Source organism: Nostoc sp. FACHB-892 (genome assembly GCF_014698795.1).
Classification (GTDB): Bacteria; Cyanobacteriota; Cyanobacteriia; order Cyanobacteriales; family Nostocaceae; genus Nostoc.
Genome location: NZ_JACJTR010000012.1, coordinates 196,154 through 220,399, shown reverse-complemented (window position 1 = coordinate 220,399; position 24,246 = coordinate 196,154). Strand labels below are relative to the sequence as shown.

The window sequence follows — 24,246 nt, the reverse complement described above, 5'->3', positions numbered from 1 at the left end:
AACGTTGCCCTATTTCTTGTTGTTCCTTGACTTGCCCACTCGCCAGCCACCACAACATCTGTAACTTTTCTTTCTGGTTTCCCAAAGACGTTGTTTGTAGGCGTTTTTTTAGTTCCTCTTCGCTCTCGGCGATCTCAATCTTAAATGGGCGACTCATGGGTATGCTCACTTACCGAGTTTGTTTCTCCTTATTATATGTAGCTTCACATTAAATTGGTATAAGATGTTACCTCTAGAGTTATTAGTGGTATATTCTGTGCTGTTGCTAGTTATAGTAATTTGGGAATCAGTACGATTATATAACTCTCCTGCTTTACTAGCAGCACCTAAGAAAAATAGCCCTACATCCATCCCAGTAATGGATGACCCTTGATTGGGAAATTGGTTTGCTATTAAAGGTTTACCTTGGGGAGCGCGAATAATCATAGCATTTTGCGGTAAGCTTTTTTCTGTGAGGGTACGATTATTTTGTACAATAGCTTTCACTACATCCAGCTTTAGTAAACCCTGTTGGGAAATAGAACGGACTTCAGTTAATAACTCGGTGTTAGCAGGTAAAGCGATCGCACCATCTACAGATTTTAGTGGTTGTTTCAAACGCACAACAAATATGTTTTTGTTTTCATCTTGATTTTTGTTACTCTTTGCTTTAGTAGTTTCCCCAAATACAGCTGTTGCTAATACAGCTTTAGCGCTAGCCCCCACTGCTACCAATTTTGGATTTGGTGATTGTGCTTGGCTTCCCATAAAAGTTGTCTGTGGTTGGATTTGGTTAAGATTAGAATTTGGTATCTTTCGCGCTACCTGGGTAATTTGTGAAGGTATATAAGCAGCAATTTTACTATTAAATTTACCAGTGAAATTTATCTGACCATAGCTACCTAAATTTGCTAACCTTGTCTATTCTTTGATTGGGTTTTGTGTCGGTGCTGGAGTGAAATCAATGACTGGTTGAGTGTCTGGCTTCACATTTGCCATCTGTGAAGGTTGAGGTACTCGTTTAACTGTGACTATCCCAGACCGAGAAAGTTTTTGTATAGGTGTTGACATTCTTCGCAGCGTCATTGGCTGTTTATTTCTAGAATCACCTGATGATTCTATATCTAAAGTGACTAGAAGATGAGGAAGCTTTAATTTTTTAGTTTTAAGGTTTTGTTGTGTGGTTTTGATCAATTCTGCTTGTTCAGTCAAGGCTAATTTTGTTTTTAAAATTTCTATTTCTTCTTCTAGTCCTTGAGAACTGGATACAGTAGTTAGTTGTGATCGCACTTGTAAGACAATAATATTATTTCTTGACTTTTGACTGCTGGTGTCCATCAGCTGAGATAAAAACCCAGCCGCTAACAAAACTATAGCTAAGGTAGCAGTCCCCACCAAGCCTAACTTGGCAAACGAGTTAGATAAGAGGAGTTGTTTAGTCTCAAGTTTTTGTGGTTGTGAAACTGGCTGCTCTAAAGCAGTAGAATCTTCTAAAGCCGGGACTTCAATAACAAGAGATTCTTCTGCAAAGCCAACCAATCTTACCATTTGTGATTCCGAATCTAAAGAGTCTACTTCTAGTAAGGGATTATCCGAGCTTGGAGTATAGATATCTTGTGCGGAAGTTTTTGAATTAATTGAATATTGAACCATTGTATAGCTGAGTTTTCATTTTTCCAACAAATCTTAGTCTAAGTCTACAAAATATAAAATTTTCGTCTATTGATATTTGAAAATTAATAATCTTAAACATATGGTTAGGGTATTTATTTACCTCACGAAGTTCAAATTTGCTGTAAGTTTTTATATAGAGTACTCCTAATCTTAAAAGCCTGCTTTCGGCAGGCTTTATTCACATATATCTAAACTTCAGGATGCTGTTGAAATTCCAGTATTTATCATGTCCATTTGCTTATTATAAGTGTTCATCGGGACTTGATATTATCCAGTATCGACTCACATTATCCTGAAGGAACTATTACCAAGGCAAAGGAAAGGGTCCACCAAACTTTCTCATCTCTGCAAAAAAGCCCCCTTGAGGCCCACCATCTGGCAGTGTAGCTAAATAAACAGCTGTTTCTGCACCTTCCTCTGCGGTCAAGGGCGCATCTGCTCCTCCAATATCAGTTTTCATCCATCCAGGAGAATAGTTATTGACTAAAATATTAGTGCCCTTTAATTCCTTCGCCAATAAAGAAGCCACTCCATTTAAACCAATTTTTGACAGCCGATATGAGGGAGCAAGGGGATAAAAATCATTACTAATAAAATTCAAGGATGCCATTTCAGTGGATACATTAACAATGCGTCCATAATTACGCTCTTTCATCAGGGGAATTAGTGCTTGAGACACGCGTAAAGAACCAACTGTATTGACTGTAAATGTCGAGATAACTGTATCCAATTTAGCAGTAAGAAGACTGCTTTCCTCAGGTTCTTTTGCAGGGTTGACCCCTGCATTATTGACTAATATATCTACTCGCCCATACTGTTTGCGTAATGCAGTTACAAAGTCTTCAACACTTTTATCATCAGTGACATCAAGAGGTAAATAGTCTACTTCCTGACCTTGCATGGCCAATTTTTCACGAGCTTCTAATCCTTTTGCTTTGTCGCGACCAGTTATAATCACTTGAATATTGTCAAGCTTTGCCAATTTTTTAGCAATCTCAAAGCCAAGACCTTTGTAGCTTCCTGTAATCAGTGCAACTCTTTTTTCTGTAGTCATGATTGTATCCTTTGTATTTTCTTTCTAGAGCGTAAATTAAAACCTACTCACCATAGCTTTATACTGGTTCAGCGGCTGGAACTACCATGAGCCTGGGAATCAGAACGTTACCTGGCTGTTCTAATATGAAACGAACGCAACGGGCGATGTCCGCCGATTGCAGTACACCTCCGGAATAAACGAAACTCTTTTGCTCCTCACCCCACTTCTCGTATAAGCCAGTATCCACAGTACCTGGAGCAATGCTTGATACACGAATGTCGGTTCCTGCAAGTTCCACGCGCAGGGAATCTGTAAAGGCCTCAATAGCAAATTTAGTACCGCAGTAAGCGCCTAATTCTGGAGCTGTTTTTAGTCCAGCAATACTTGAAGTATTGATCAAAAATCCACTGCCAGATTGCTTAAAGTGTCTCAATGCTGTGTAAGCTATTCTATAAGCAGATTCCACATTGACTCGAACCATCTGGCAGATTGCTTCGATATCAACACTTTCAATTGGCCCTATAGTCATTACACCTGCATTGTTGAAAACTACGTCAAGTTGACCAAAAGTTTGGATAGCAAAATCTATCAATTTTTGTGGCAATTCAGGGTTTGTGATCTCACCCGGAACAACTTTGGCGTTTTGTAGTTTAGAGGCCAGCCGTTCGAGTTTATCTTGCGATCGCGCTGTGAGTACTAGACTCATACCTGCTGCATCTAACTCCTTGGCAACTGCCTCGCCGATCCCACCACTAGCCCCAGTGATAATAACAACTTTATTTTGCAAATTCATGCGTCTCTCCTTTGAGTTTGTTGTTGAATATGTTACTTAGGCGGTTAGTGTTTTCTCCTTAGTAGCTGGATTATATAGTGGGGAAAGTTTGGTTAACTAGATTTGCTTGCTGTGTAAAAATTAAGAGGAACTGTGATTATTTAGCTGTTTTTGCTAATTGCCATCCTAATTTTTTTCTAGTTTAAGAATTACAAAATTCAACTACAAACACAATGGTTAAAATTTTGGAATAAGTTTGCATTTTTTCGGTTCTACTTTATACCGAACTAAGTTTTAAAATCGACTTATTCAATCAAAAACTTAGCATTGCTAAATACGAGTATGAAATTCCAAAATTTCATACTTACACTCACTAAGACCTTGTTTGTATTACTTTGGCAAAGTAGCGATTAACGGGAATCTGTTCCCATTTGGCGGGTATCTAATCCGAGTATGCCAATATCCAAGCGGAATATTCCTCCATAGCCGTCTTCTGTTTTTATACCGCCAGTCACAAATAGTTGGTCGAGCTTCGGGCCTGCAAAAGCGCAATTGCTAGTGGTGAGATTACCAGTTGAATATCGGCGGATCAGCTTGCCCTCAGGATTGAGAACCTGGACTTGACCCATGCCATAGTGAGCCACGTAAAGGTTCCCCATCGGATCTTTGCATATCCCATCAGGTTTATTGTCGATTTGCTCTCCCTGTTTGACAGGGAGTTGGGCAAAGACTTTCTGCGAACCGACCTTTCCCGGTGACAGTATGTCATAGGCCAAGATTTGATTCTTATTGCTTTCGCTAACAAATAGCCGCTTGCGATCGTGACTAAGAATAATACCATTGGCAAAAGCCAATCCAGTACTGACTAAGTTAATCTTTCCTGTAGAATCCACATAGTAAACTGCGCCGTTTGGAGTCTGGGGGTTTGAGTTACCGGAGTCGGTGAAGTAAAAACTTCCTGCCGATGAATCAATAGTAATGTCATTAGGATACACCAAGGGCTTGCCATTAAATTCCTTCGCAATCACTTTCAGGAGCTTGCCGTCAGCATCTAGCTGTACTACCGAGTTTTTGGCAGCAACAATATGAGTACCATCGGGCATAATCTTGTGACCGTTAGCACCTGGGAGTGTAGCCCAAATTTTAGTCAAGCCTTCAGAAGTTACAACTGTGATTGTCCCCGCTTTAGTTTGAGAGAAGTAGAGGTTGCCCTCACCGTCTAAGACAATTCCCTCAGAGTATTTGTCGCTCTGCAAAACCTTGATTGGTGAAATAAGATATGCTGGCGGTAATCTTATTTCAGATAAGGAAGCAGCAGCTACAGCCGTATCTATAAGCTGCGTTGCTGCCTGTGCAGAGGTAGATGTGGCGTTCTGGGAAGTATAACGGCAAGAAGCCAGTAGCAAAATTTGTACACAGCCCAAAACCATCAAAGAAAATTTCCGCATCACAGAAAAACCTCTTTTTGTGGTGGTTGTTTTAAAAGAATATGCTTGTTCGTAAAGTACCTGTAACAATCGTACCGTTGCTTTCCTGATTAGCAGGGTTAGTAATAAGTTGTACTACAGGTGTAATCCGAATATTGTCGCTAAGTGGTAGATTGTAAAATGCTTCGATGTTAGTCTGTGTAGCGTTGCCCACTGCATTTTCAATAAAGGGCTGGGCTACGGCAATACCAGCCAAAGAGCTTGGTACAAACAGGTCTTGGAGCGCTAACCCTGCCATCCAGTAATTAGGCTGAATGTCGCCAAAATCAGTGTTATTGTAGCGGCCATAGCCGTAACGACCAAAAATAGCTAGTTGTTGCGAGAGCGCTAGTTCAATGTTTGCCCCAAAAACATCAAATCGACCATCAAATAGATTGCCGCCACTGTACTGAAGACGCACAGCGAATGCACTAGAGGGTGCATACTCTAGTTCAACAGTCCCTTGATAAGGATCTTTAAACAAGCTACTTTCTCCATCCCCATCAGAAAATAATAAGTTAACTAGAGGCGATACACTAGTACGAGAACTCTGGCTATTAGGATTAGGGTTTGCGGCATCTCCAGCCACATAAACTGCTCGCATTTTAAATGCCCCTCCTCCTGGGTTCCATTCCATGAATGCCCCAGCTCCCAAATTTAAAACAGGCAAAAGAATATAGTTATTCGTTAATGCCAGAGTAGAGAAGTCTAAGTGACCTTGGTTAGCGTAACTATTCCTGTCAACAAAATCTGGGGCGGTAATTGTTGGGCCTAGAGTTACTTTCAAGTCCTTAAAGGGCATAAAGCTGTAGTAGAGACGAGTCAGTAAAACTTCGTCATTGATAGCTGAACGATAAGAAAAATCTAGGACGCTACCAAAAGTCGGCTCTAAAAATCCTGCGGCATTATCGTCCCCTAAACCGCTACCTGCCTCTAAACGGACTAACAACGAATCAGTTCCGCCAAAGCTGGTATTAAGATTTAGGGAAGCACGATAAACAAAGGTGGCATTTGGGTTCTGATTGGCAATTTCTGCACCTTTAGGATCGATAATGCGATCGCCACTGAAACCCCCTCCAGTAACAGCAGCTACAACTAGCCCTGTAAGCTTGGTGGTAGTGGAAAACCGATTGGCTTCTAGCTTTGCCGTATTAGCTTCCAGATTATCTACACGATTTTGCAAACTTGCCAGTTCGATTGCAAAATCTTTTTGCAGTTGTTGCAATGTTAACAAGTCTTCGCGGGTTACTTGCGTTTCTACTCCAGATGCAATCAACTCTTGTACTCGCTCAAGTACTGCTTTGATTCCAGCAGCAAACTCATAACGGGTCATAGTTGAATTGCCTCGGTAAGAGCCATCAGGATAGCCTGCAATAACTCCATAGCGCTCAATCAAAGATTGGAGTGCCTGGAAAGCCCAATCAGCAGGCTGCACATCTGCAAGTTGGCTCACAGAGGTAACTTGGGCTTCAGAAGAAAGTGTATGGAAAATCTCATCTTGAGGAACGGCTTCAGCCGCAGTCTGAGTCATCAAGCTAAGTATCTCTGAAGTAGGCTCCAATGCTTCAATGACACTGGCTTGTACTTCCAGAATGGTAGGGTTTACAACTGGCTCAGAACTGGCAGGAGGTTGTAATGTTTCAGCCAGCACAGAAGCGCTTTGTAAAGTTAGACAAAGGATGCTTACACCTTGAGCAAGGGATAAATAACTATTTCTCATTGCTTGTAGTTTAGATGTGCTAGCTTATACCAATCAAAATAGTTGCTTTCCCTACTTAAAAACCAGGAAATCCTTTTACGAACAAAACCTTGAAAATGCAGCCATGTTTATAATTTGAATATTCTTAGTCCCTAGCTGCAACAAACTGAGAATGATCGTTTCTTTGAAGAGCATATCTTTTATTATGAATATCTTCTGCAATGATTTTCTCCATACAACGTTCTGCTATAGCTGCAATAGTGAAGGAAGGATTTGTACATGCAGTAGGCCCAGGAATCAGCGCACCATCAACAACATACAAACCTTGATAATTCAACACCCGACCGTATTGATCGCACACTTTACCCATGACAGCGCCTCCTAAAGGATGGGCACAGATAGAGGCACTAACGTCTGTCTTTGGTGTTGTAGTAGGGGTGGTAATCGAGCCATCAAGAGTTGTATAAGTAACTTTTGCAGCTAATAAATTATCTCTATTTTCTTGTTCAGGCCAGTGTAACTTGACATCATCTGTAGACCGATCGTAGGTGAAAAATCCTTTTGGTTTTGTCATAGCCAAAGTCAGACACCTTTGTGTTCCTGCGCCACCAGACCAATCTTCCAGATTCATCAGACTAATCGGATTTTGAGTATTATTAATGTTTTCCACGACAGCGCCTGACGGACCCCCTCTGCCAATTACAGGCTTTGGTAAATTTGAACGTTGGGCAACCATGTCTCCATTATTATTCCAATTTTGTCCGACACTAGGCTTCAATCTAGGTAATGTGCCTTTTTCTTTAGCCTTGAGCAAAAGTTTAGAAGTCCCCATAGAACCAGCTGCTAAAAACAAGTAGCGACAGGTAAAAGTTTTTGACTGAATTACTTCTCCTCTTTCATCAATTTCATGGCATTTAACTCGATAACCACGTCGCGGTAATTCAGAAATTTCTGTGACTATATGTAAAGGTAAAACCTTTACTAATCCAGTTTGTTCTGCTTGAAGTAAGTAATTGCGATCTAGGCTATTTTTTGCTCCACTATTAATACCAAACCAATGTTCACCCTGAAGAGCAGAAGGAATCTTTTCTCCTCGAATTTCTTGACGAACTATATCCCAATCAACAGCTAAATCTAGTAATCGAGTAGGTAAGCCTGCTTTCTTTCCGTTTTCCAGTAAAAATCGCGTTGTCTCATAATAATCAGTCTTTAAAACGTCGTCTGGTATTGGTGCTGCCCTCAACATTGAAAGAACGCGAGGATAGTAAATTTCATCCATTTCCTTGTAGCTAATTGAACGAGGAAAAACTCTATAAAATAACTCGCGAATAGGTTGGTAAATAATAGCGTTGTAAACTAAAGAACCGCCTCCAACGCCAGCACCAGCTAAAACAGTAACGCCATCTTCATTTAAGGTCTCTAACACTCCTGTATACACGTCTACAGACTGACCAAATAAATTTGTTGGACTCAGCCAAGCACTTCGACCATCAGGATTACGGAAATCAGCAAAAGTGTTCCCATCAGAGCGAATATTCCAACGACGGCCTCGCTCCAATACTAGTGTTTGAATACCAGCTTGTGCCAAACGTAGAGATGCGATAGACCCACCAAAGCCACTACCTATAATTAGCGCTTCTGTGTCCTCATAATTACTAGTAGCACTTGTCCGATAAATAGGACTTCCTGCTGAAACTGCTAAACCAGCACCGAAAAAGGCGGCACCTTGAATAAAACGACGACGACGATACAAATTATTAACCATATACCTCTACATCCTGAATTATTTAATTGGATTAATTGAGTATATTTGTGAAGCAAAAACTTATATATAATGTCAAAATATTAAGCTTTAAACTTTTTCTTTGCAAACATTGATTTAAAGCTAGCAGTAATGACATAGTAAAGTTTTTTAGGATGCAAATTAAACACCAGCAAATTCTATTTTTATTCCTAAAAGATATTCAGGTAATAAACGAAGTATTTACCAGCCTCCGTGTTTAATTTTTGGGATAATTTTGTCCATAGCGCGCTCTGCTAAACCTGCAATAGTTAAGAAAGGATTTGCACCTCCAGCAGAGCCAGGAAGAAGCGCGCCATCTACGACATAAAGCCCTTTATAACCGAATACCCGCCCGTATTGATCGCAAGCTTTGCCAATAGTAGCTCCTCCTGAAGGATGAGCTACATTTTGGTAAACAAACTCTGTTGAGGGTTGCTTCCCATTTTTAAAATTGGCATCATCAAGGATTTTATACGTAAGCTTTGTAGCATCTATATGTTGTTTATTGCTGTCAAGGTATGAAGGCCAGTATAAATTCACAGAATCCGTGCTTGCATCATATTTAAAGACCCCCTTAGCTTCTGGTATACCCATACCAAGACACTCTTGTGATCCTATAGGATTATTCCATTGTGGATAATTCATCAGGATAATTGGACTTATAGGATTATCGTAATGTTCAAGAATAGCACCTGCAAATCCTCCTTGATCCTTAATAGGTGGTAAATTTGAGCGATGACCAACGGTATCGCCGTTAGTTCCCCAATTTTTGCCAACATGATCGTTTAACTTAGGCAACTTGCCTGTGGCTTTAGCCTTAACCAAAAGTTTGGAAGTGCCTATAGAGCCAGCAGCTAAAAACAAATAGCGGCAGGTAACAGTTTTTGTTTCCAGAATTTTTCCTGATGTGTTTATCCGATTGTATGAAACTCGGTAAAGTTTTTCGTTAGGTAATTGAGAAATTGCCGTTACTACACACAGAGGCATAATTTCAACATATTTAGTCTGCTCTGCTAGGGGTATGTAATTGCGGTCTAGACTTTTCTTCGCTCCACTGTTGCAGCCAAACCAAATTTCTCCAATACTCGCAGAAGCTACTTTGGTTCCAGCTATTTCATCACGAACTGCATTCCAATCAACAGCCAAATCTATGAGATAATTTGCAAATCCTGCCCTACTTGCATGTTGTTGAAATAACCGGGTCGATTCATAGTATTTGGTAGCTAAGACATCGGCTGGAATAGGGCTTGGCTCCAGTATTTTACGAACACGATTAAAGTAAACATCAACCAATTCATCATAGTCGATTGACCGAGGAAAGACTTGATAAAATACATAACGACTCTTGGGTACTACAACACCAGCATTGTTAACTAGTGAACCACCTCCAACTCCAGCACCACACAAAGGATTTGCACCGTATTCTCTTAAAGTTTCTAAAACTCCTGTATATGTATCTACAGAATCCCCGAATAAAGTTGTCGAACTAAGCCAAGCACCTCGACCATCAGGCTTACGATAAGTTGCAAAAACGTCTTGATTATTTTGAGATGGGATTTCCCAACGGCGACCGCGTTCTAATACTAATGTTTGAATACCAGCTTGTCCCAAACGTAGAGCAGCAACAGCCCCACCATAGCCACTACCGATAACAACAGCCTCCGAATACTCATCGCCAATAGTAGCTCCAGTACGACTAGAAGTAAGTACTGAAGTTGCTACGCTAGCACTGAATAGAGTGGCACCTTGAAGAAAATGACGGCGACTAAAAGATTTGTGAACCATAAATTCCCCACTTCATAATTAGACATTTTCTAAAAGTAGTTGTACAGACTAGCTTTGGAAATTAAAGCTAAAACTTATTTTTTCGATAGTTACCATAAAGGCTGGGTAAACTTACAAGTAAATTCAACTTACCAAGTATTTCATTTTAGGAAAATATTTTTTATAAAAAATAAAGACCGTATTAATACCCAAAGTTGCCTTGCATCAGATATAACCTAACCATGAAAGAATTTATAAAATATACAACATGACGGCAATGGTTAAATTTTTGGTTAAAGGTTGCATTTTTTCGAGTTTACTTATTATTTAGTTGTCATCTCATTTTCTCTAAATTAAGAATGAGTTTGATGTAGGGCAATCTTATTTTGATAGTGATATAGTGATAGACCGATTAATCTCGATTGAAAAAAATTAAAAAGGTTGAGATTGAGAGAATTATGTTTAGTGAGCAATTAATTCCAAAAAATAGAGCAAAAGAATACAAACTTTCTACGAAACATTAACCTTTGCATCTATGTTTTATACCTCTTAATCTTAGATCGTAGATCAAAAAGTTATACTTCTTCGAGTTCTGCATGAAACCAGTCAGCAGCGTTTATGAACGCCATACCACTTAGCTCGACTTTATTCATTTACCTAAACTGCGATGCCTGCGGCAAGCTGCTAAAAGCGTCTATACATATCCTAAAACCAATATTTATCACGATTTTAGGGTTTTTGAAGGCACTAGAACTAGTCACAACAAATTTTAGTTTTGTTAGTTTCTCACTTGAGATAGTTCGGATAAGCTCGTAATCCTGTGCTAGTCAGTTCTGTCATTTGTTTTATTCTCATTTCTTAAAATAGAGGTTTATTATGCCTTTTCCTAGATCTAGCGGGATTTTGCTACATCCTACTTCTTTTCCTAGTCAGTTTGGTATTGGTGACTTTGGATCGGAAGCTTATCGCTTTGTTGATTTTTTAATAGAAAGTAAACAACAGCTTTGGCAGATATTGCCATTAGGGCCTACCGGAGATAGTAATTCTCCTTATGCTTCTTATTCAGCGATCGCTGGAAATCCCCTGTTAATCAGCCCAGAACTGCTACAAAAAAAGGGCTTGCTAACTGAAGATTTCACAAATTTACCAAAGTTTTCGACTGAAAGAGTAGATTTTTCGCAGGTTATCCAAACGAAGATACCAATGCTGCAAAAAGCCTGCAAAAACTTCAAAACTAGTGCAACATCAATTCAGCAGCAGGAATTTCAGGAGTTTTGTCACACTCAGGCTTACTGGCTAGATGATTATGCCTTGTTTATGGCGCTCAAGGATGCTCATAAGGGCGCTAGTTGGAATACTTGGGAAGTCGCGATCGCTCAACGCAAACCAGAAGCGATCGAGCAATGGCAGCAGCGACTTGCAGATGAAGTTTTTTACCATAAATATCTACAGTTTGAGTTTTTTTCGCAGTGGTCACAACTGAAGCGTTATGCTAATGAGCGCGGGATTCAGATACTAGGAGATATCGCAATTTATGTGGCTCACGAGAGTGCTGACGTGTGGGCTAATCCCGGCAACTTTTGCCTTGATGAACAGACAGGTGAGCCAGCACTAATGGCAGGAACACCACCAGATTACTTCAGCGCGACTGGACAGCTTTGGGGTAACCCAGTCTATAACTGGGTGCGTCTACAGCAGGAGAACTTCAAGTGGTGGGTGCAACGCTTCCAGTCTATGCTTAATTATGTAGACTTGATTCGCATCGATCACTTTCGTGGGTTTCAAGCTTACTGGGCTGTAAAGCAGGGCGAAACAACTGCTATGAATGGTAGATGGATTGAAGCTCCTGGAAAGGCTTTCTTTGAGGTACTCAAACAGAAGTTAGGTAATCTGCCAATCATCGCCGAGGATTTGGGAGAAATTTCACCAGAGGTATATGCTCTACGAGACAGATTTGAATTTCCCGGTATGAAAATTTTACAGTTTGCTTTTGGCGATGGTTCACAAGCTGAAAAACGTTTTTTACCGTTCAATTATCAGTCTAATTGTATTGTGTACACGGGTACTCATGATAATGACACGACAGTTGGCTGGTTCAATCAATTGTTACCCTCAGAAAAAGAACAAGTCTTGCGTTATTTGGGTTGTCAGAGTGAGTCTGGAATCCACTGGGATTTGATTCGATTGGCACTAAGTTCTGTAGCTAATCAGGCGATTATTCCTCTACAGGATGTTTTGGGATTAGGTACCGAAGCTAGGATGAATTTTCCTGGCAAAAATGTAGGGAGTTGGGGTTGGCGATATCAGTCCGCAGCTTTAACGCCAGAGATTAGCGATCGCCTCAAAGCAATGACTGAAACTTATGGAAGGGTGACTCACCACCAATAAAATTAGAACAAACTAGCCGCAAGAGCCATTGTTACCATATCAATGGCTCTTTGCGGCTGGCTCAATTTTAGTCAATTTCTAATGGTAAGGGGCGATCGCGTCCTTCAACTTTCACGCTTGGCCACTTTGGATCGAAAGTTAGGTTTTCTAGCCCTCCATCCTTCTGAATGATGAAAGTATCTTCAACCTTTGCTCCTGGTAAACTTGGGTTCCAGGCTACAGCCATGTTTTCCACTAAATTTTCGCTCGTAGTTGGATTAGCGATGATTTCACGAGATAAATAGCCTGTAGTTCCTCCTTGATGATGTTGGCGAATTGCTTCGGGATAACCATGCTGCTCATAAGCCTGACCAAGCGCGTCATAAATTTCATTGAGAGGCGTGCCAGGAACACACAAGTTCAAAGCTTCAGCTTCAATCTTATGGACATGAGAATGCAGAGACGCAAAATTTCGTGTCTCTGCATTGGCCTGTTCCAAACCAAAAAAGACGAATCTCGTCAGGTTCGCATATAGACCGTATCCCCGCGCACAAAAAACCAGCATTGCTGCACGTCCCAGCGCCTCTTGTTTGGGCGTGGCATGACGGTATAGGGGCAGACGCCTTTCTCCAGCTACTAGCGTCAAAGCTGGATGTAGGCCTCTTGACCACAACGCCTCTGCACCCGCTCCAGCCAGTTGGTACTCTGTCCAGGTAGGCTGGGCTTTCAAAAGTACTTCGGTCATGGCTTCACTTGCTAAACGCCCTACTCGCCGATAGCGCTCCAGTTCTGTTGGCAGAATCACCCGCTTCTGATTTATGAGTGACAGAGGTAATGAGCTTTCATGGGTAGTAGGAATGTCAGTCAAAATCTTTCCCCCGTTTGTGCCCTCACGCACGAAAGATTCGCGGGCAACCTTATCAGCCCAAGGATTAATGTGCAGTTTGTAAAGACGATCTGACGACTCATCTCTACCCGGAAGCTCTTCATCCTGTAAGCGTTGAGCTTCAATCTCATCAGTCAATATCCAGGCATCTTTAGCAGTTACCAAAACTTCCGCTACTCCAGTCTCACTAGCGAGTAGCACTGTGTTAGAACCACCAGCAGTAGCCCAAGCAAACCAATCTGAACCGCGCAATCGCACGCCCATTGCACCAGTTTCGCTCAGAGCATTTCGCATTAGCTCCAGCTTGTAAGAAATTTCTTGGTTGATTGAATTCATAGTTAAGTCAAGATAAGTCTGTAAAAAATTGCCAATTATTATTGATATTGGGAGAAGAATTCTGATTACACATAATTCCGCAATCAGAAGTCAAAACTCAGAATTGATAAAAATATAATACGATTATTTATTTTCGTAAATTTATTATTTTGAAGTATTAAAATTTTATTAGTTCTGAATTCTTACTTGCAGTATAAAGGTTATTCTGAGTATTTGTCGAGCCGTAATTACCAAAAAAATACAACCTTCTAACAAAAAATCAACCATTGTAATTTTATTTTAGGCTTTTTAAATTTACATAAAATCTTGCCAATAAAAAAAGTAACCTTTCTGCAAAACATTCACCCTTGCATTTATGTTTTAGCCTCTCTAAAGTTATTGTTAAAGGCTTAAGAATAAGTCACATACATTCCAAAATAAGAATCTAGTGACCCTAAGAATATTGAACCAATATGATACCTAGATCCCTTGGTGGGAAAAAAATCGCAATTCTTCTAGAAAGTGAGTTCATCCCTGAAGAAATTGAAGCATATCAAAAACGCTTCTCAAAACTTCAAGCAACGGTACATCTGATGTCTAGGCTCTGGAATCAGCCGAGCGTTCGTTTTTTTAGTGATGAAGATACAGGCAATACGCCTAGAACAATAGATGTAAACATTGATTTTCAAAACGTAGATGTTAACGACTACGCGGCTGTGATTATGACCGCTAACTATACTAGCGTGCGTCTGCGTTACTTTGAGCCACCAACAGGTCAGCCAATTAGTGCTGAACAAGTTCGCACTTCACCGGCTGTACAGTTTTACGCCAAAGCAATGGCAAATCCCAGGATTATTAAAGGCGCACTCTGCCACGGTCTTTGGATACTGACACCAATACCTGAATTACTCAAAGACCGACAAGTTATCTGCCATGAGGTTGTCCTTGCAGATATTCTCAATGCTGGTGCAGTTTATACAACATCACCTACAGGTGTTGTGGTGGACGGTGACCTTGTTACTGGTCGCTCAAAACACGAGGTTGAACCATTCATTGATGCGATTACCGAACAAATTCAACAGTTATCTGTTGCCACTAATCGTTTCTCAAGTAGAAGGCCCACTCCCTCTGTTTCAAGACTGAGAGTTGCAAGCTGACTATTGGAAAACATATTTATCACTAGGAGACAATCTTGTGAAAAAGATTCTAACAATTCTATCAGAATGGGGTTATTGGGGTGAAGAGCTAGTAGGCCCCTTAGAAACTTTCGATGCTGCGGGGTATCAGGTTGATTTTGCAACTGCAACAGGGAAAAGGCCAGTAGCGCTCCCTCCTAGCATGGACCCTACTTATATTGACCCACCTTTAGGTCGGACAGTTGTATCCCAGGAGATGGCGGAAAAAGTCAAGCGCTTGGAAGATCCTAAGAATCCACGACTGGACAATCCAATCATCCTGTCACAATGGTTGCCCGATCGCCCTTACTGGAGTGCTGAAAAATTCCTCCGGGAAATGGAAGCCTACAACAATGCACTAGATGAAGTGCAGAAGGATTTGGAACAATACGATGCTCTACTGATAGTCGGTGGTAGTGGCCCTATTGTTGATTTAGTAAATAACCATCGGGTTCACGACCTGATTCTCAGCTTTTACAAAAAAGGTAAGCCAATCGCAGCAGAATGCTACGGTGTAACTTGTCTAGCCTTTGCTCGTGACTTAGCAGACCGCAAGAGCATTATTTGGGGTAAGCACGTCACAGGTCATTGCAAGGAATATGATTACAAGGATGGCACAGGATTTGTTGGCGCAGACATTAACATGGGACCACCTCCCTATCCTCTAGAGTATATTCTCCAAGATGCCACCGGTCCAGATGGAGCATATCACGGTAATTTTGGCAAAGAAATCTCTGTGATTGTTGATTATCCATTTATTACAGGTCGGTCTACCGCAGATTCTTATACAACTGGTCAAAAGGTAGTGGAAGTTCTGGATAAAGGACTGAGGCGGTACGGATGGTAAGTTTGACCAAACAGAGCAACGAGAAGCCTTTGATAGCTAACAGAAATGGTCGGTTTGCAATGATCGAACAACTTCTGGCAGATGGTATAAATTACATGTTTGGCAACCCTGGCACTGTTGAGCAGGGGTTCCTAGATGCGTTAAAAGACTATTATCCAGAATTTGAGTATATCTTTGCATTGCAAGAAACAATCGCAGTAGGTGCAGGTGATGGCTATGCCCGCGCCACCAAAAAGCCTACTATTGTGCAACTCCATAGTGGAGTCGGTTTAGGTAATGGCATCGGGATGATTTATCAGGCCATGCGCGGTCATGCACCATTAGTAGTACTGGCTGGCGAAGCTGGTATCTGCTACGATGCGATGGATGCCCAAATGGCAGCAGATTTGGTCAGCATGGCCAAGCCTGTAACAAAATGGTCAACTAGGGTAGTCGATCCTTCTTCTTTGTTACGCGTGCTACGCCGAGCTATCAAAATAGCTGCTACGCCGCCTATGGGGCCGGTGTTCGTCTCCCTACCGATGGATATCCTTGATGCTCCTAATTATGAAGAGGTTGTTCCGACTTCTTTTCCAGTGACACGGGTTGCGCCCGAACCCAACCAACTGGCAACAGCAGCAAATTTATTGGCTGCTGCTAAACATCCCCTGATCATTATGGGCGATGGTGTAGCTTTTTCCGATGCCCAAGCTGAGTTGACAGATGTAGCCGAACTCATCGGCGCACAAGTTTGGGGAGCAGATTCATCGGAAGCAAATATGAGCGCCACACATCCTCTATTCGGAGGGTTGTTAGGTCACATGTTTGGGGATGATAGCCGTCGCATTACATCACAAGCAGACGTAATCTTGATTACTGGAACCTACGTTTTTCCAGAGGTATTTCCGGCGCTGTCTGGAGTTTTTGCCCGGTCAGCGAAAGTAATTCACATTGACTTGAATACCTACGAAATAGCGAAGAATTTTCCGGTGGATCTGGGGCTGCTTGGCGATCCGAAAACTAGTCTTAGCAAATTAAGCACTGCCCTTGAGTCAACTTTGACACCTGAACAGAAGCAAGAGGCTTCTCTTAGGGCTAGCCGAATAGCTGAGGACAAGAAGCGGGAATCGGCGGCTCGATTGGAAGCTGACAAGGCGGTTCGGGATTCAGTACCTCTGCACATGACTCGTTTTGCAGAAGAATTAGCTGCCCATTTGCCAGCAGATGCAATTATTTTCGATGAAGCCATTACCAATTCTCCAGAACTTTGTCGGTACATACCACCGACAAAACTAGGACAATATTTCCAAACACGAGGTGGTTCCCTAGGTGTTGGTATTCCTGGAGCGATCGGTATTAAGCTGGCTAATCCAGATAAAACTGTATTTGGGTTCACGGGTGATGGCGGCAGTATGTATACTATCCAAGCTCTCTGGACTGCTGCCCATCACAATATAGATGCCAAATTTGTCATCTGTAATAATCACAGCTATCAAATCTTGAAGCTCAACATTCTGCACTATTGGGGCGAGCAGGAAATACCAGAACATGACTACCCATCTTCTTTTAATTTGTGCAACCCAAATATCGATTTCGCCGAATTAGCAAAATCTTTAGGGGTTCAAGCTGTTCGGGTAGAGAAGCCAGATCAGATTGCTCCAGCTATCCAAAAAGCATTGGATTATAATGGGCCATTTTTAATTGATTTGGTACTGACAAACGAAATTGTCGGTACAAAGATTAGCGTCAAGTGTGGTCAATAATAGACCAGAATTTTTACTGAATTAAAAGGGAGAAAAACAATGACAGTAGCTAAAATAGCACCTTTAACCGAATTAGAAATTAAGCAACTAGCAACGGACTGGTATTTGAAACTAGATGTTCACGCTCCACTTGAAGATTATATTCCTTTACTGGCTGAAGAAGGTCTAGAAATGCGCTTTCCTGAAGCTACAGTTTATGGTTTTGATGGATTTAAAGGTTGGTACGAGCGCGTTATCGGAATTTTCTTTGATGAAGTCCATACATTAAAGCAAGTCAATGTTAAGCCTTCAGGAGACGAGGCGAGCGTTCAAGTCATCGTCAAATGGGAAGCTAGCGTATGGAATCCACCAGCAGCCAAAAGTCAACGCATTATTTTAGATGCTTATCAAACTTGGATTATTAAGCGATCGCCTTATACTGGTAAGCCAGTAATTGCAACCTACATTGTTGATTCGCTTAGTTACTATGAAGGGTCTGCTCAACTCTAATATTGCAGACATCCACAAGAAAATGAAGTTTTGGAGCGCACATGACAATAAATGCGTAGTTAATGGCGCTTCATACTTATAATTCCTTAAAAATTACAGGAGATATCAAAATGACAGTTTCAACAATTTCACCCGGACGGCAATTTTTTGACAAACATATCGAAACTATTTCTGCCGGAAAAATCGATGAGATGGTAGATAGGGATTATGCGGAAGATGCTGTGTTAATCACCTTCTTTAATGGTTTTGAGAATACACCTGCACCAATCACAATTAATGGGCGTGAAAATATTAAAACATTCTTTCACGACTACTTAAGAACAATTGAATATATAGATATCAAATCTCTAGATTTCACAGAAGCAGAAAACGCTATTTTTTTCCAAGCAAAATTCAACTGCAAACTTGGTCAAGTATCAGTTGGCGATGCCTGGACTATCCGTAATGGACAAATTACTTATCATTTTGGTTTTTGGGTTTAATAGAATAGCACAAATTTTAGGGGATGCCTACGGCGGGAAACTCCGCACTTGTTTGTAGTTAGAAACTAGCCCTAACTACAAATGAGTTCACCTTAGTTCTGCTCACCTTCATTCCTACCGTCGCCATAACTTCCTTCAGTTTTAATCCTCTACATATAGGACTACCATGAGTACACCAATAGAACAATTGATTGTTTCTCCCATCAGCAAGCTTTATAAAGAACATATCGGTTTCATTAAAGCTAAAAATCTTGATGGTTTACTCAATCAGTATGCTGATGATGCTCTGCTCATTAGCACCTTAACCGAAGACCGCCAACCAGTTTACGTACAAGGTCGTCAAGCACTCAAAGAGTTTTTTGAAGGTCGTATTTTCGGTTTAGAAGATTTTGAAATCAGGCTTAACCAGTGGGCTGAAACTGAAAACACGCTGATGATGGTGGAGGAGTTAACCACCACAAGTAAGACCGGTGAAGTCGGTAGTGTGGAGTTCTACGATAACTGGTTTTTGCAAAATGGAAAAATCGCTATTCACTTTGCTGGCGTAATTCAGTATCCAGATAAAACTTATGTAAATGCAGAAACAGCTAAAACAGAAGTACCTACATCTCCATTGGGCAAGTTTTATAAAGAGCATATCGGTTTCATTAAAGCGAAAAATGTAGATGGTTTACTCAACCAATATGCTGAAGATGTGCTGCTTATTAGCACCTTGACCGAAAACCGCAAACCGATTTATGTGCGTGGTCGTCAAGCACTCAAAGAGTTCTTTGAAAGTCGCATCTTCAGTCTAGAAGATTTTGAGGTCAAACTTAACCAGTGGGCTGAAACCGAGAACACGCTGATGATAGTCGAAAGCTTGAAGACCAGAAGTGTCAATGGCGATGTTGGCGAGGTAAGTTTCTATGATAACTGGGTACTGCGCGATCGCAAAATCGCTGTTCACTTTGCTGGTGTAATTCAGTATCCCGATGGATCATACGCGTAACTAAGTTCACTTTTTTGTGTCAGCAAGGACTGAAGTAATGGCTTTGTTAAAAGTTTCACAAATGGCAATCAGCTGCAAAGATCCGATTGCAACTGAAAAATTCTACACGAAATATTTCGGCTTTAAGCGAGCAAGAGTTGCACCCATTGGCAATAATGAGCAGATTGTCTTTTTGAAATTGGGTGATATGTACCTTGAACTCTTCCAAGCAAAAGGAGAAACCCCTGTTCCTTTAGCCAACCAAGATGGCCCCACATATCCAGCTTGGCGTCATTTTGGTTTCCAGGTTGATGATGTTGATGCTAAACTCGCTGAAATCGGCAAAGATGCAAAAGTAACCCTTGGACCACTCAACTTTGATAGCTTTATTCCTGGGTGGCGCACGGTTTGGGTATCCGATCCAGATGGTAATATTGTTGAAATTAGCCAAGGATATGTCGATCAGGATAATCCACCACCATTGCAGATCAATTGAGGTAATTTCAACTTAACTATATACAGCATTTCTTAATAGGAGATGAACAATTTGAGCATAAAAATCCTTAATGAAGTCGCTAATCTTTGTTCAAAACCTTAATGGAATTGCTGTATAAAGCTTAATTGTTGATCGCCAGAGATAAACTCATGAATACTTTTGCAAATTGGAAAACTCTAAATTGGTCTGAATATGGTGCAGAGTTGGTGGGAACTGCTTTCAATCTCTTGGTTGGATTCAGTATAATCACCTTCAATTTTGGCAAAGGCTTGCCTATGGAGCATCTCATCCCAGCTGTGAGTCCTCGTTTATTAATTAATGGTCTCATTTTCGCTGGAAGTGGTGCATTATTTAGCATTTCCCCTTTAGGAAAACTGAGTGGTTCGCACCTAAACCCCTGCTTATCATTGGCATTTTGGATGCAAGGCAAAATGCATAAACAGGACTTAATTGGATATATTATTGGTCAATTTCTGGGCGCAATTATTGGCACATCTTTAGCATTAGCTTTGTGGGGAAATTACCTGATCAGCGTCAATTATTGTATTACTTTACCTGGAATAAACTATCCCTTGTGGTATGTATTCCTAGCTGAAGTTTTCATGACATTTATGTTAGTGCTGTCTATCTTTATCTTTTTGAGTCATCATCAGCTATTGCGCTGGACACCTTTAATGGTATGGCTTTTAGTGGCAACTATGGTTTGGTTGGGAGCGCCCATTTCTGGTACCAGTTTGAATACAGCACGGAGTATGGGGCCTGCTTTCGTAGCATGGTCTTGGCAAAATCAATGGCTTTATTGTATTGCATCTCCACTAGGTGCATTAACTGCTGTGGGAGTTTTTCAACTGATAGCTATGGGTGAACGTGAAGTTTTGACCGGCAAACTTTTTCATGTTCCCAATTATCGTTGTATTTTTAAGAATGTTAAGGTGCCACATCTGCAAAAGCATCAGTAGATTTAAAGAAGAATCCAGAATTCTGACTCCTGAATCCTGTTTTATAAGACCTGAAAACATCAAAATACTCTAAAAGGAGAAAGCTAATGAAGAAACTAGAAGGTAAGGTAGCTTTAGTAACTGGTAGTAGTGGAGGAATTGGTCAAGCTATTGCCGTACATCTGGCTGAACAAGGTGCAGATGTTGTGATTGATTATCGCTCTCATCCCGAAGGGGCTGAAGAAACTTTGTCGAAAGTAGAAGCTGCTGGCAGCAAAGGCTTAACTATTAAAGCTGACTTGAGTGTAATTAGCGACATCCGTCAACTTATAGACCAGGGTATTCAATACTTTGGCAAGTTAGACATTTTAGTAAACAATGCTGGTATTGACGGTCGAAATGCTGATTTCTGGAACATCACCGAAGCCGACTATGATGCAGTGATTAATCTCAACCTCAAAGGGACATTTTTCGCTACTCAAGCGATAGTGCAGCACTTCATCGAAACCAAGCGAACCGGCAAAATCATCAATATTAGCTCTACCCATGAGGAAATAGCGTTTCCCCACTTCACTGCTTACTGTGCCAGCAAGGGCGGTGTAAAGATGACGATGCGTAACCTAGCAGTTGAACTTGGCCCTCTGGGAATTACAATTAACAACGTGGCTCCTGGAGCAATTGAGACACCAATCAATAGTAAGCTGTTAAATGACCCCGAAAAATTAGGAGCGCTGTTAAAAAACATTCCCTTGGGTCGCTTAGGTAAACCACAGGATATTGCACCTATAGTTTCTTTCTTAGCCTCAGCCGATGCTGACTACATCACAGGTGCAACGTTCTATGTAGATGGGGGATTGAGCCGGAACTATCATGAGCAATAGGTAAACTAGAACAATAGTACCGCAAGGCGTAAATAAACCACCCATTCTAAATCAATGAAACGCTTATGCTGTATTCATTTTGAATTTTGAATTTTGTTAGCGCAGCCTAAAGCCTTCTCTATAAAAGGCTTCTCTTTCAGAGACGCTAACGCGAACGCCAACAGCATGGCTTCTCTACGAGACCTACGCGAACGCTTAGAGCGAGTCCGCGAGCTTCATTTTGAGTTTTGAATTCCGCCTTGCGGTACTAACCTTTTTAAGGTGACTTCTAAAATCTGTTTTTTCTCCCTGCTCTCTTTGTGCCTTTACGGTTTAAAAGTAATTTATTTAACCTTATTAGGCGTAGAGAACACAGAGTAAAGAGATTAAATATGCGGCCTTGATGTAAAACAGCTTAGTTTGTGTTGGCTCTAACGTTCTAGAGTCTTTGTGATCTGGAGTACAGAACCTACTATCACTTATGAGTATCAACTTTGGACGCGAAATTTGTGGTGTTCTCGATTTGGCAGCAGGGCGAGAATGGTTGGTAACTAATGGCATCGGTGGTTATGCTTCAGGGACAGTATCAGGTATACTTACACGTCGCTATCACGGATTACTCGTGGCAGCATTGAAGCCACCACTGATGAGAACTCTGTTACTAGCTAAGTTAGATGAAACAGTTTTGTATGACGGACGCAATTATCCCCTTGGAGCCAGCCGCTGGGCTGGTGGAGCCGTTAATCCAGATGGCTATGAGCGCATTGAATCCTTCGAGTTAGAAGGCACAATACCAACATGGCGATTTACTTGTGCGGATGCTTTATTGGAAAAACGTATATGGATGCAACCCGGCAGCAATACCACATATCTTCAATATTACCTGCGTCGTGCCACTCAACCACTGATGCTAAAGCTGAAAGCACTGGTAAATTATCGGGATTATCACGGTAGCACACATGCACGAGGCTGGCAGATGAACGTTGATGCTATTGAATATGGTGTCCGTGTTACTGCTTTTGGGGAAGCTGTGCCATTGTATCTATTAAGCGATCGCGGTCAGGCAACACCAGCCCACGAGTGGTACTATGAATTTGACTTAGCCAGAGAACGCGATCGCGGACTCGACGATCGCGAAGATCATCTACATGCAGCCACCTTTGACGCTACCCTCCAGCCCGGTGAATCACTCACTTTTGTTGCCAGCACAGAGATCCATCCAAAGTTAGATGGCCAAGTAGCCTTAAAGTTACCTCGCTCCCTTGAGCAAAAGCTGCTCGGATTCTGGAAACAAAGCCGTGTCAATGCCAAAGCAGATCCAGACTGGGTGCATCAGCTAGTCCTCGCTGCCGACCAATTCATTGTCAGTCGCCCATTGCCTGATGAACCCAACGGCAAAACAATCATTGCTGGTTATCATTGGTTCGGTGACTGGGGGCGAGATACAATGATTAGCTTACCTGGTTTAACAATCTCGGTCGGTCGTCCAGAGCTTGCACGCCCTATTTTACGTACTTTTGCCCGCTACGTAGACCAAGGTATGTTACCTAACCGCTTTCCCGATGCCGGTGAAGCACCAGAATATAATACAGTGGATGCAACCCTCTGGTACTTTGAAGCGATTCGCGCTTACTATGGGGCAACAAAAGACGACGAGTTGCTAAGTGAACTCTTTCCTGTGCTAGCAGACATTGTTGATTGGCATCGTCAAGGAACGCGCTACAACATTCACCTAGACCCGAATGATGGTCTACTTTATGCAGGTGAGACAGGAGTGCAACTCACCTGGATGGATGCCAAAATTGGTGATTGGGTGGTTACGCCACGCATTGGCAAACCCATAGAAGTTAATGCTTTGTGGTGTAATGCTTTGGGAACTATGGCAAACTTTGCACGAAAGCTGGGTAAGCCCTACCAAGAATACAAGCAGATGCAAGAGCTGGCAAATACAGGATTTGGGCGCTTCTGGAACGATGCAGTTGGTTACTGCTACGATGTTCTAGATGGGCCTGAGGGACATGATGAATCGTTGCGACCAAACCAGATATTCGCTGTGTCATTACCAGAAAGCCCCCTGACTCCAGTTCAACAGCGGGGTGTGGTGGAATCTTGTGCGCGATCGCTTCTCACCTCCCACGGTTTACGCAGTCTTGACCCCAACCATCCACAATATCAAGGTCACTACGGTGGAGATCAGTTTCAGCGAGATAGTGTTTATCATCAAGGAACGGTTTGGGGCTGGCTGATTGGGCCGTTTGTTTTAGCCCACTTACGTGTTTTCAACGATCCAGTACAAGCTCGGAGTCTACTTGAGCCAATGGCTAATCATCTACGCGCTCACGGCGTAGGTAGTCTCAGTGAGATTTTTGATGGTAATGAGCCACTCACCCCACGAGGTTGTATTGCTCAAGCCTGGACGGTAGCAGAAGTGCTTCGCGCCTGGATAGCAACAGAACCTACCACAGAGAATTCTAAATTTTAAGTTTTGCATTCATCCAAAATCAGCATA

At 41.7% G+C, this 24,246-nt stretch carries 20 protein-coding genes; 11 read left to right on the top strand and 9 right to left on the bottom strand.

Annotated elements, in window-relative coordinates:
* Window positions 1-165 precede the first annotated feature (165 nt).
* The 8 genes from H6G96_RS18160 to H6G96_RS18125 form a co-directional block, all read right to left on the bottom strand.
* Window positions 166-747, bottom strand: a complete 582-nt coding sequence (locus H6G96_RS18160) for a hypothetical protein (RefSeq protein ID WP_190912744.1) — start codon at window positions 745-747, stop codon at window positions 166-168.
* Between the two features lie 153 nt (window positions 748-900).
* On the bottom strand, window positions 901-1,632 hold the full coding sequence (locus H6G96_RS18155) for a hypothetical protein (protein WP_190912743.1): 732 nt from the start codon (window positions 1,630-1,632) through the stop codon (window positions 901-903).
* Between the two features lie 325 nt (window positions 1,633-1,957).
* Window positions 1,958-2,707, bottom strand: coding sequence for an SDR family NAD(P)-dependent oxidoreductase (locus H6G96_RS18150; RefSeq protein WP_190912742.1), 750 nt, complete (start codon window positions 2,705-2,707; stop codon window positions 1,958-1,960).
* 58 nt (window positions 2,708-2,765) lie between these two features.
* Window positions 2,766-3,482 carry an SDR family oxidoreductase gene (locus H6G96_RS18145; RefSeq protein ID WP_190912741.1) on the bottom strand — a complete coding sequence of 239 codons (717 nt, stop codon included), beginning with the start codon at window positions 3,480-3,482 and terminating at the stop codon, window positions 2,766-2,768.
* A 389-nt stretch (window positions 3,483-3,871) separates the two neighbouring features.
* On the bottom strand, window positions 3,872-4,909 hold the full coding sequence (locus H6G96_RS18140; RefSeq protein ID WP_242063313.1) for an SMP-30/gluconolactonase/LRE family protein: 1,038 nt from the start codon (window positions 4,907-4,909) through the stop codon (window positions 3,872-3,874).
* A 31-nt stretch (window positions 4,910-4,940) separates the two neighbouring features.
* Entirely contained in the window at window positions 4,941-6,647 is a 1,707-nt protein-coding gene (locus tag H6G96_RS18135) for an iron uptake porin (protein WP_190912740.1), read from the bottom strand.
* 124 nt (window positions 6,648-6,771) lie between these two features.
* Window positions 6,772-8,391 (bottom strand): GMC oxidoreductase, encoded by a 1,620-nt coding sequence (locus tag H6G96_RS18130; protein WP_190912739.1) that lies wholly within the window; start codon window positions 8,389-8,391, stop codon window positions 6,772-6,774.
* A gap of 219 nt (window positions 8,392-8,610) precedes the next feature.
* Complete coding sequence (locus tag H6G96_RS18125; RefSeq protein WP_190912738.1) at window positions 8,611-10,194, bottom strand: GMC oxidoreductase; 1,584 nt, start codon at window positions 10,192-10,194, stop codon at window positions 8,611-8,613.
* Between the two features lie 855 nt (window positions 10,195-11,049).
* Here H6G96_RS18125 and malQ point away from each other — a divergent pair.
* On the top strand, window positions 11,050-12,561 hold the full coding sequence (gene malQ, locus H6G96_RS18120) for a 4-alpha-glucanotransferase (protein ID WP_190912737.1): 1,512 nt from the start codon (window positions 11,050-11,052) through the stop codon (window positions 12,559-12,561).
* 67 nt (window positions 12,562-12,628) lie between these two features.
* On the opposite strand, the gene H6G96_RS18115 is transcribed toward malQ, so the two are convergent.
* Window positions 12,629-13,762, bottom strand: coding sequence for a M24 family metallopeptidase (locus H6G96_RS18115; protein ID WP_190912736.1), 1,134 nt, complete (start codon window positions 13,760-13,762; stop codon window positions 12,629-12,631).
* Between the two features lie 452 nt (window positions 13,763-14,214).
* Here H6G96_RS18115 and H6G96_RS18110 point away from each other — a divergent pair, with 452 nt between their 5' ends.
* The 10 genes from H6G96_RS18110 (at window position 14,215) to H6G96_RS18060 (ending at window position 24,219) form a co-directional block, all read left to right on the top strand.
* Window positions 14,215-14,898 (top strand): DJ-1/PfpI family protein, encoded by a 684-nt coding sequence (locus H6G96_RS18110; protein ID WP_190912735.1) that lies wholly within the window; start codon window positions 14,215-14,217, stop codon window positions 14,896-14,898.
* Window positions 14,899-14,935: 37 nt separating this feature from the next.
* Window positions 14,936-15,763, top strand: coding sequence for a type 1 glutamine amidotransferase domain-containing protein (locus H6G96_RS18105; protein ID WP_190912734.1), 828 nt, complete (start codon window positions 14,936-14,938; stop codon window positions 15,761-15,763).
* Window positions 15,757-17,505, top strand: coding sequence for a thiamine pyrophosphate-binding protein (locus H6G96_RS18100; protein WP_199339590.1), 1,749 nt, complete (start codon window positions 15,757-15,759; stop codon window positions 17,503-17,505). The genes H6G96_RS18105 and H6G96_RS18100 overlap by 7 nt, the downstream gene beginning before the upstream one ends.
* A gap of 39 nt (window positions 17,506-17,544) precedes the next feature.
* Window positions 17,545-17,994, top strand: a complete 450-nt coding sequence (locus tag H6G96_RS18095; protein ID WP_190912733.1) for a hypothetical protein — start codon at window positions 17,545-17,547, stop codon at window positions 17,992-17,994.
* Between the two features lie 110 nt (window positions 17,995-18,104).
* Entirely contained in the window at window positions 18,105-18,476 is a 372-nt protein-coding gene (locus tag H6G96_RS18090; protein ID WP_190912732.1) for a nuclear transport factor 2 family protein, read from the top strand.
* 166 nt (window positions 18,477-18,642) lie between these two features.
* Window positions 18,643-19,464, top strand: coding sequence for a nuclear transport factor 2 family protein (locus H6G96_RS40770; RefSeq protein ID WP_199339589.1), 822 nt, complete (start codon window positions 18,643-18,645; stop codon window positions 19,462-19,464).
* Between the two features lie 37 nt (window positions 19,465-19,501).
* Entirely contained in the window at window positions 19,502-19,939 is a 438-nt protein-coding gene (locus tag H6G96_RS18075) for a VOC family protein (RefSeq protein ID WP_190912731.1), read from the top strand.
* A 149-nt stretch (window positions 19,940-20,088) separates the two neighbouring features.
* Window positions 20,089-20,898, top strand: a complete 810-nt coding sequence (locus tag H6G96_RS18070; protein WP_190912730.1) for an MIP/aquaporin family protein — start codon at window positions 20,089-20,091, stop codon at window positions 20,896-20,898.
* A gap of 86 nt (window positions 20,899-20,984) precedes the next feature.
* A complete protein-coding gene (locus H6G96_RS18065) occupies window positions 20,985-21,758 on the top strand; it encodes a glucose 1-dehydrogenase (RefSeq protein ID WP_190912729.1) in 774 nt (257 codons plus the stop codon).
* Between the two features lie 460 nt (window positions 21,759-22,218).
* Entirely contained in the window at window positions 22,219-24,219 is a 2,001-nt protein-coding gene (locus H6G96_RS18060; RefSeq protein ID WP_190912728.1) for an amylo-alpha-1,6-glucosidase, read from the top strand.
* Window positions 24,220-24,246 lie beyond the last annotated feature (27 nt).

What these genes read in the sequence shown, in the direction of transcription:
- H6G96_RS18155 (WP_190912743.1), bottom strand. Translation starts at nt 1,632, where the DNA reads ATGGTTCAATATTCAATTAATTCAAAAACTTCCGCACAAGATATCTAT.
- H6G96_RS18075 (WP_190912731.1), top strand. Translation starts at nt 19,502, where the DNA reads ATGGCTTTGTTAAAAGTTTCACAAATGGCAATCAGCTGCAAAGATCCG.
- H6G96_RS40770 (WP_199339589.1), top strand. Translation starts at nt 18,643, where the DNA reads ATGAGTACACCAATAGAACAATTGATTGTTTCTCCCATCAGCAAGCTT.
- H6G96_RS18090 (WP_190912732.1), top strand. Translation starts at nt 18,105, where the DNA reads ATGACAGTTTCAACAATTTCACCCGGACGGCAATTTTTTGACAAACAT.
- malQ (WP_190912737.1), top strand. Translation starts at nt 11,050, where the DNA reads ATGCCTTTTCCTAGATCTAGCGGGATTTTGCTACATCCTACTTCTTTT.
- H6G96_RS18060 (WP_190912728.1), top strand. Translation starts at nt 22,219, where the DNA reads ATGAGTATCAACTTTGGACGCGAAATTTGTGGTGTTCTCGATTTGGCA.
- H6G96_RS18140 (WP_242063313.1), bottom strand. Translation starts at nt 4,909, where the DNA reads ATGCGGAAATTTTCTTTGATGGTTTTGGGCTGTGTACAAATTTTGCTA.
- H6G96_RS18125 (WP_190912738.1), bottom strand. Translation starts at nt 10,194, where the DNA reads ATGGTTCACAAATCTTTTAGTCGCCGTCATTTTCTTCAAGGTGCCACT.
- H6G96_RS18095 (WP_190912733.1), top strand. Translation starts at nt 17,545, where the DNA reads ATGACAGTAGCTAAAATAGCACCTTTAACCGAATTAGAAATTAAGCAA.
- H6G96_RS18100 (WP_199339590.1), top strand. Translation starts at nt 15,757, where the DNA reads ATGGTAAGTTTGACCAAACAGAGCAACGAGAAGCCTTTGATAGCTAAC.
- H6G96_RS18110 (WP_190912735.1), top strand. Translation starts at nt 14,215, where the DNA reads ATGATACCTAGATCCCTTGGTGGGAAAAAAATCGCAATTCTTCTAGAA.
- H6G96_RS18115 (WP_190912736.1), bottom strand. Translation starts at nt 13,762, where the DNA reads ATGAATTCAATCAACCAAGAAATTTCTTACAAGCTGGAGCTAATGCGA.
- H6G96_RS18065 (WP_190912729.1), top strand. Translation starts at nt 20,985, where the DNA reads ATGAAGAAACTAGAAGGTAAGGTAGCTTTAGTAACTGGTAGTAGTGGA.
- H6G96_RS18160 (WP_190912744.1), bottom strand. Translation starts at nt 747, where the DNA reads ATGGGAAGCCAAGCACAATCACCAAATCCAAAATTGGTAGCAGTGGGG.
- H6G96_RS18145 (WP_190912741.1), bottom strand. Translation starts at nt 3,482, where the DNA reads ATGAATTTGCAAAATAAAGTTGTTATTATCACTGGGGCTAGTGGTGGG.
- H6G96_RS18150 (WP_190912742.1), bottom strand. Translation starts at nt 2,707, where the DNA reads ATGACTACAGAAAAAAGAGTTGCACTGATTACAGGAAGCTACAAAGGT.
- H6G96_RS18130 (WP_190912739.1), bottom strand. Translation starts at nt 8,391, where the DNA reads ATGGTTAATAATTTGTATCGTCGTCGTCGTTTTATTCAAGGTGCCGCC.
- H6G96_RS18135 (WP_190912740.1), bottom strand. Translation starts at nt 6,647, where the DNA reads ATGAGAAATAGTTATTTATCCCTTGCTCAAGGTGTAAGCATCCTTTGT.
- H6G96_RS18070 (WP_190912730.1), top strand. Translation starts at nt 20,089, where the DNA reads ATGAATACTTTTGCAAATTGGAAAACTCTAAATTGGTCTGAATATGGT.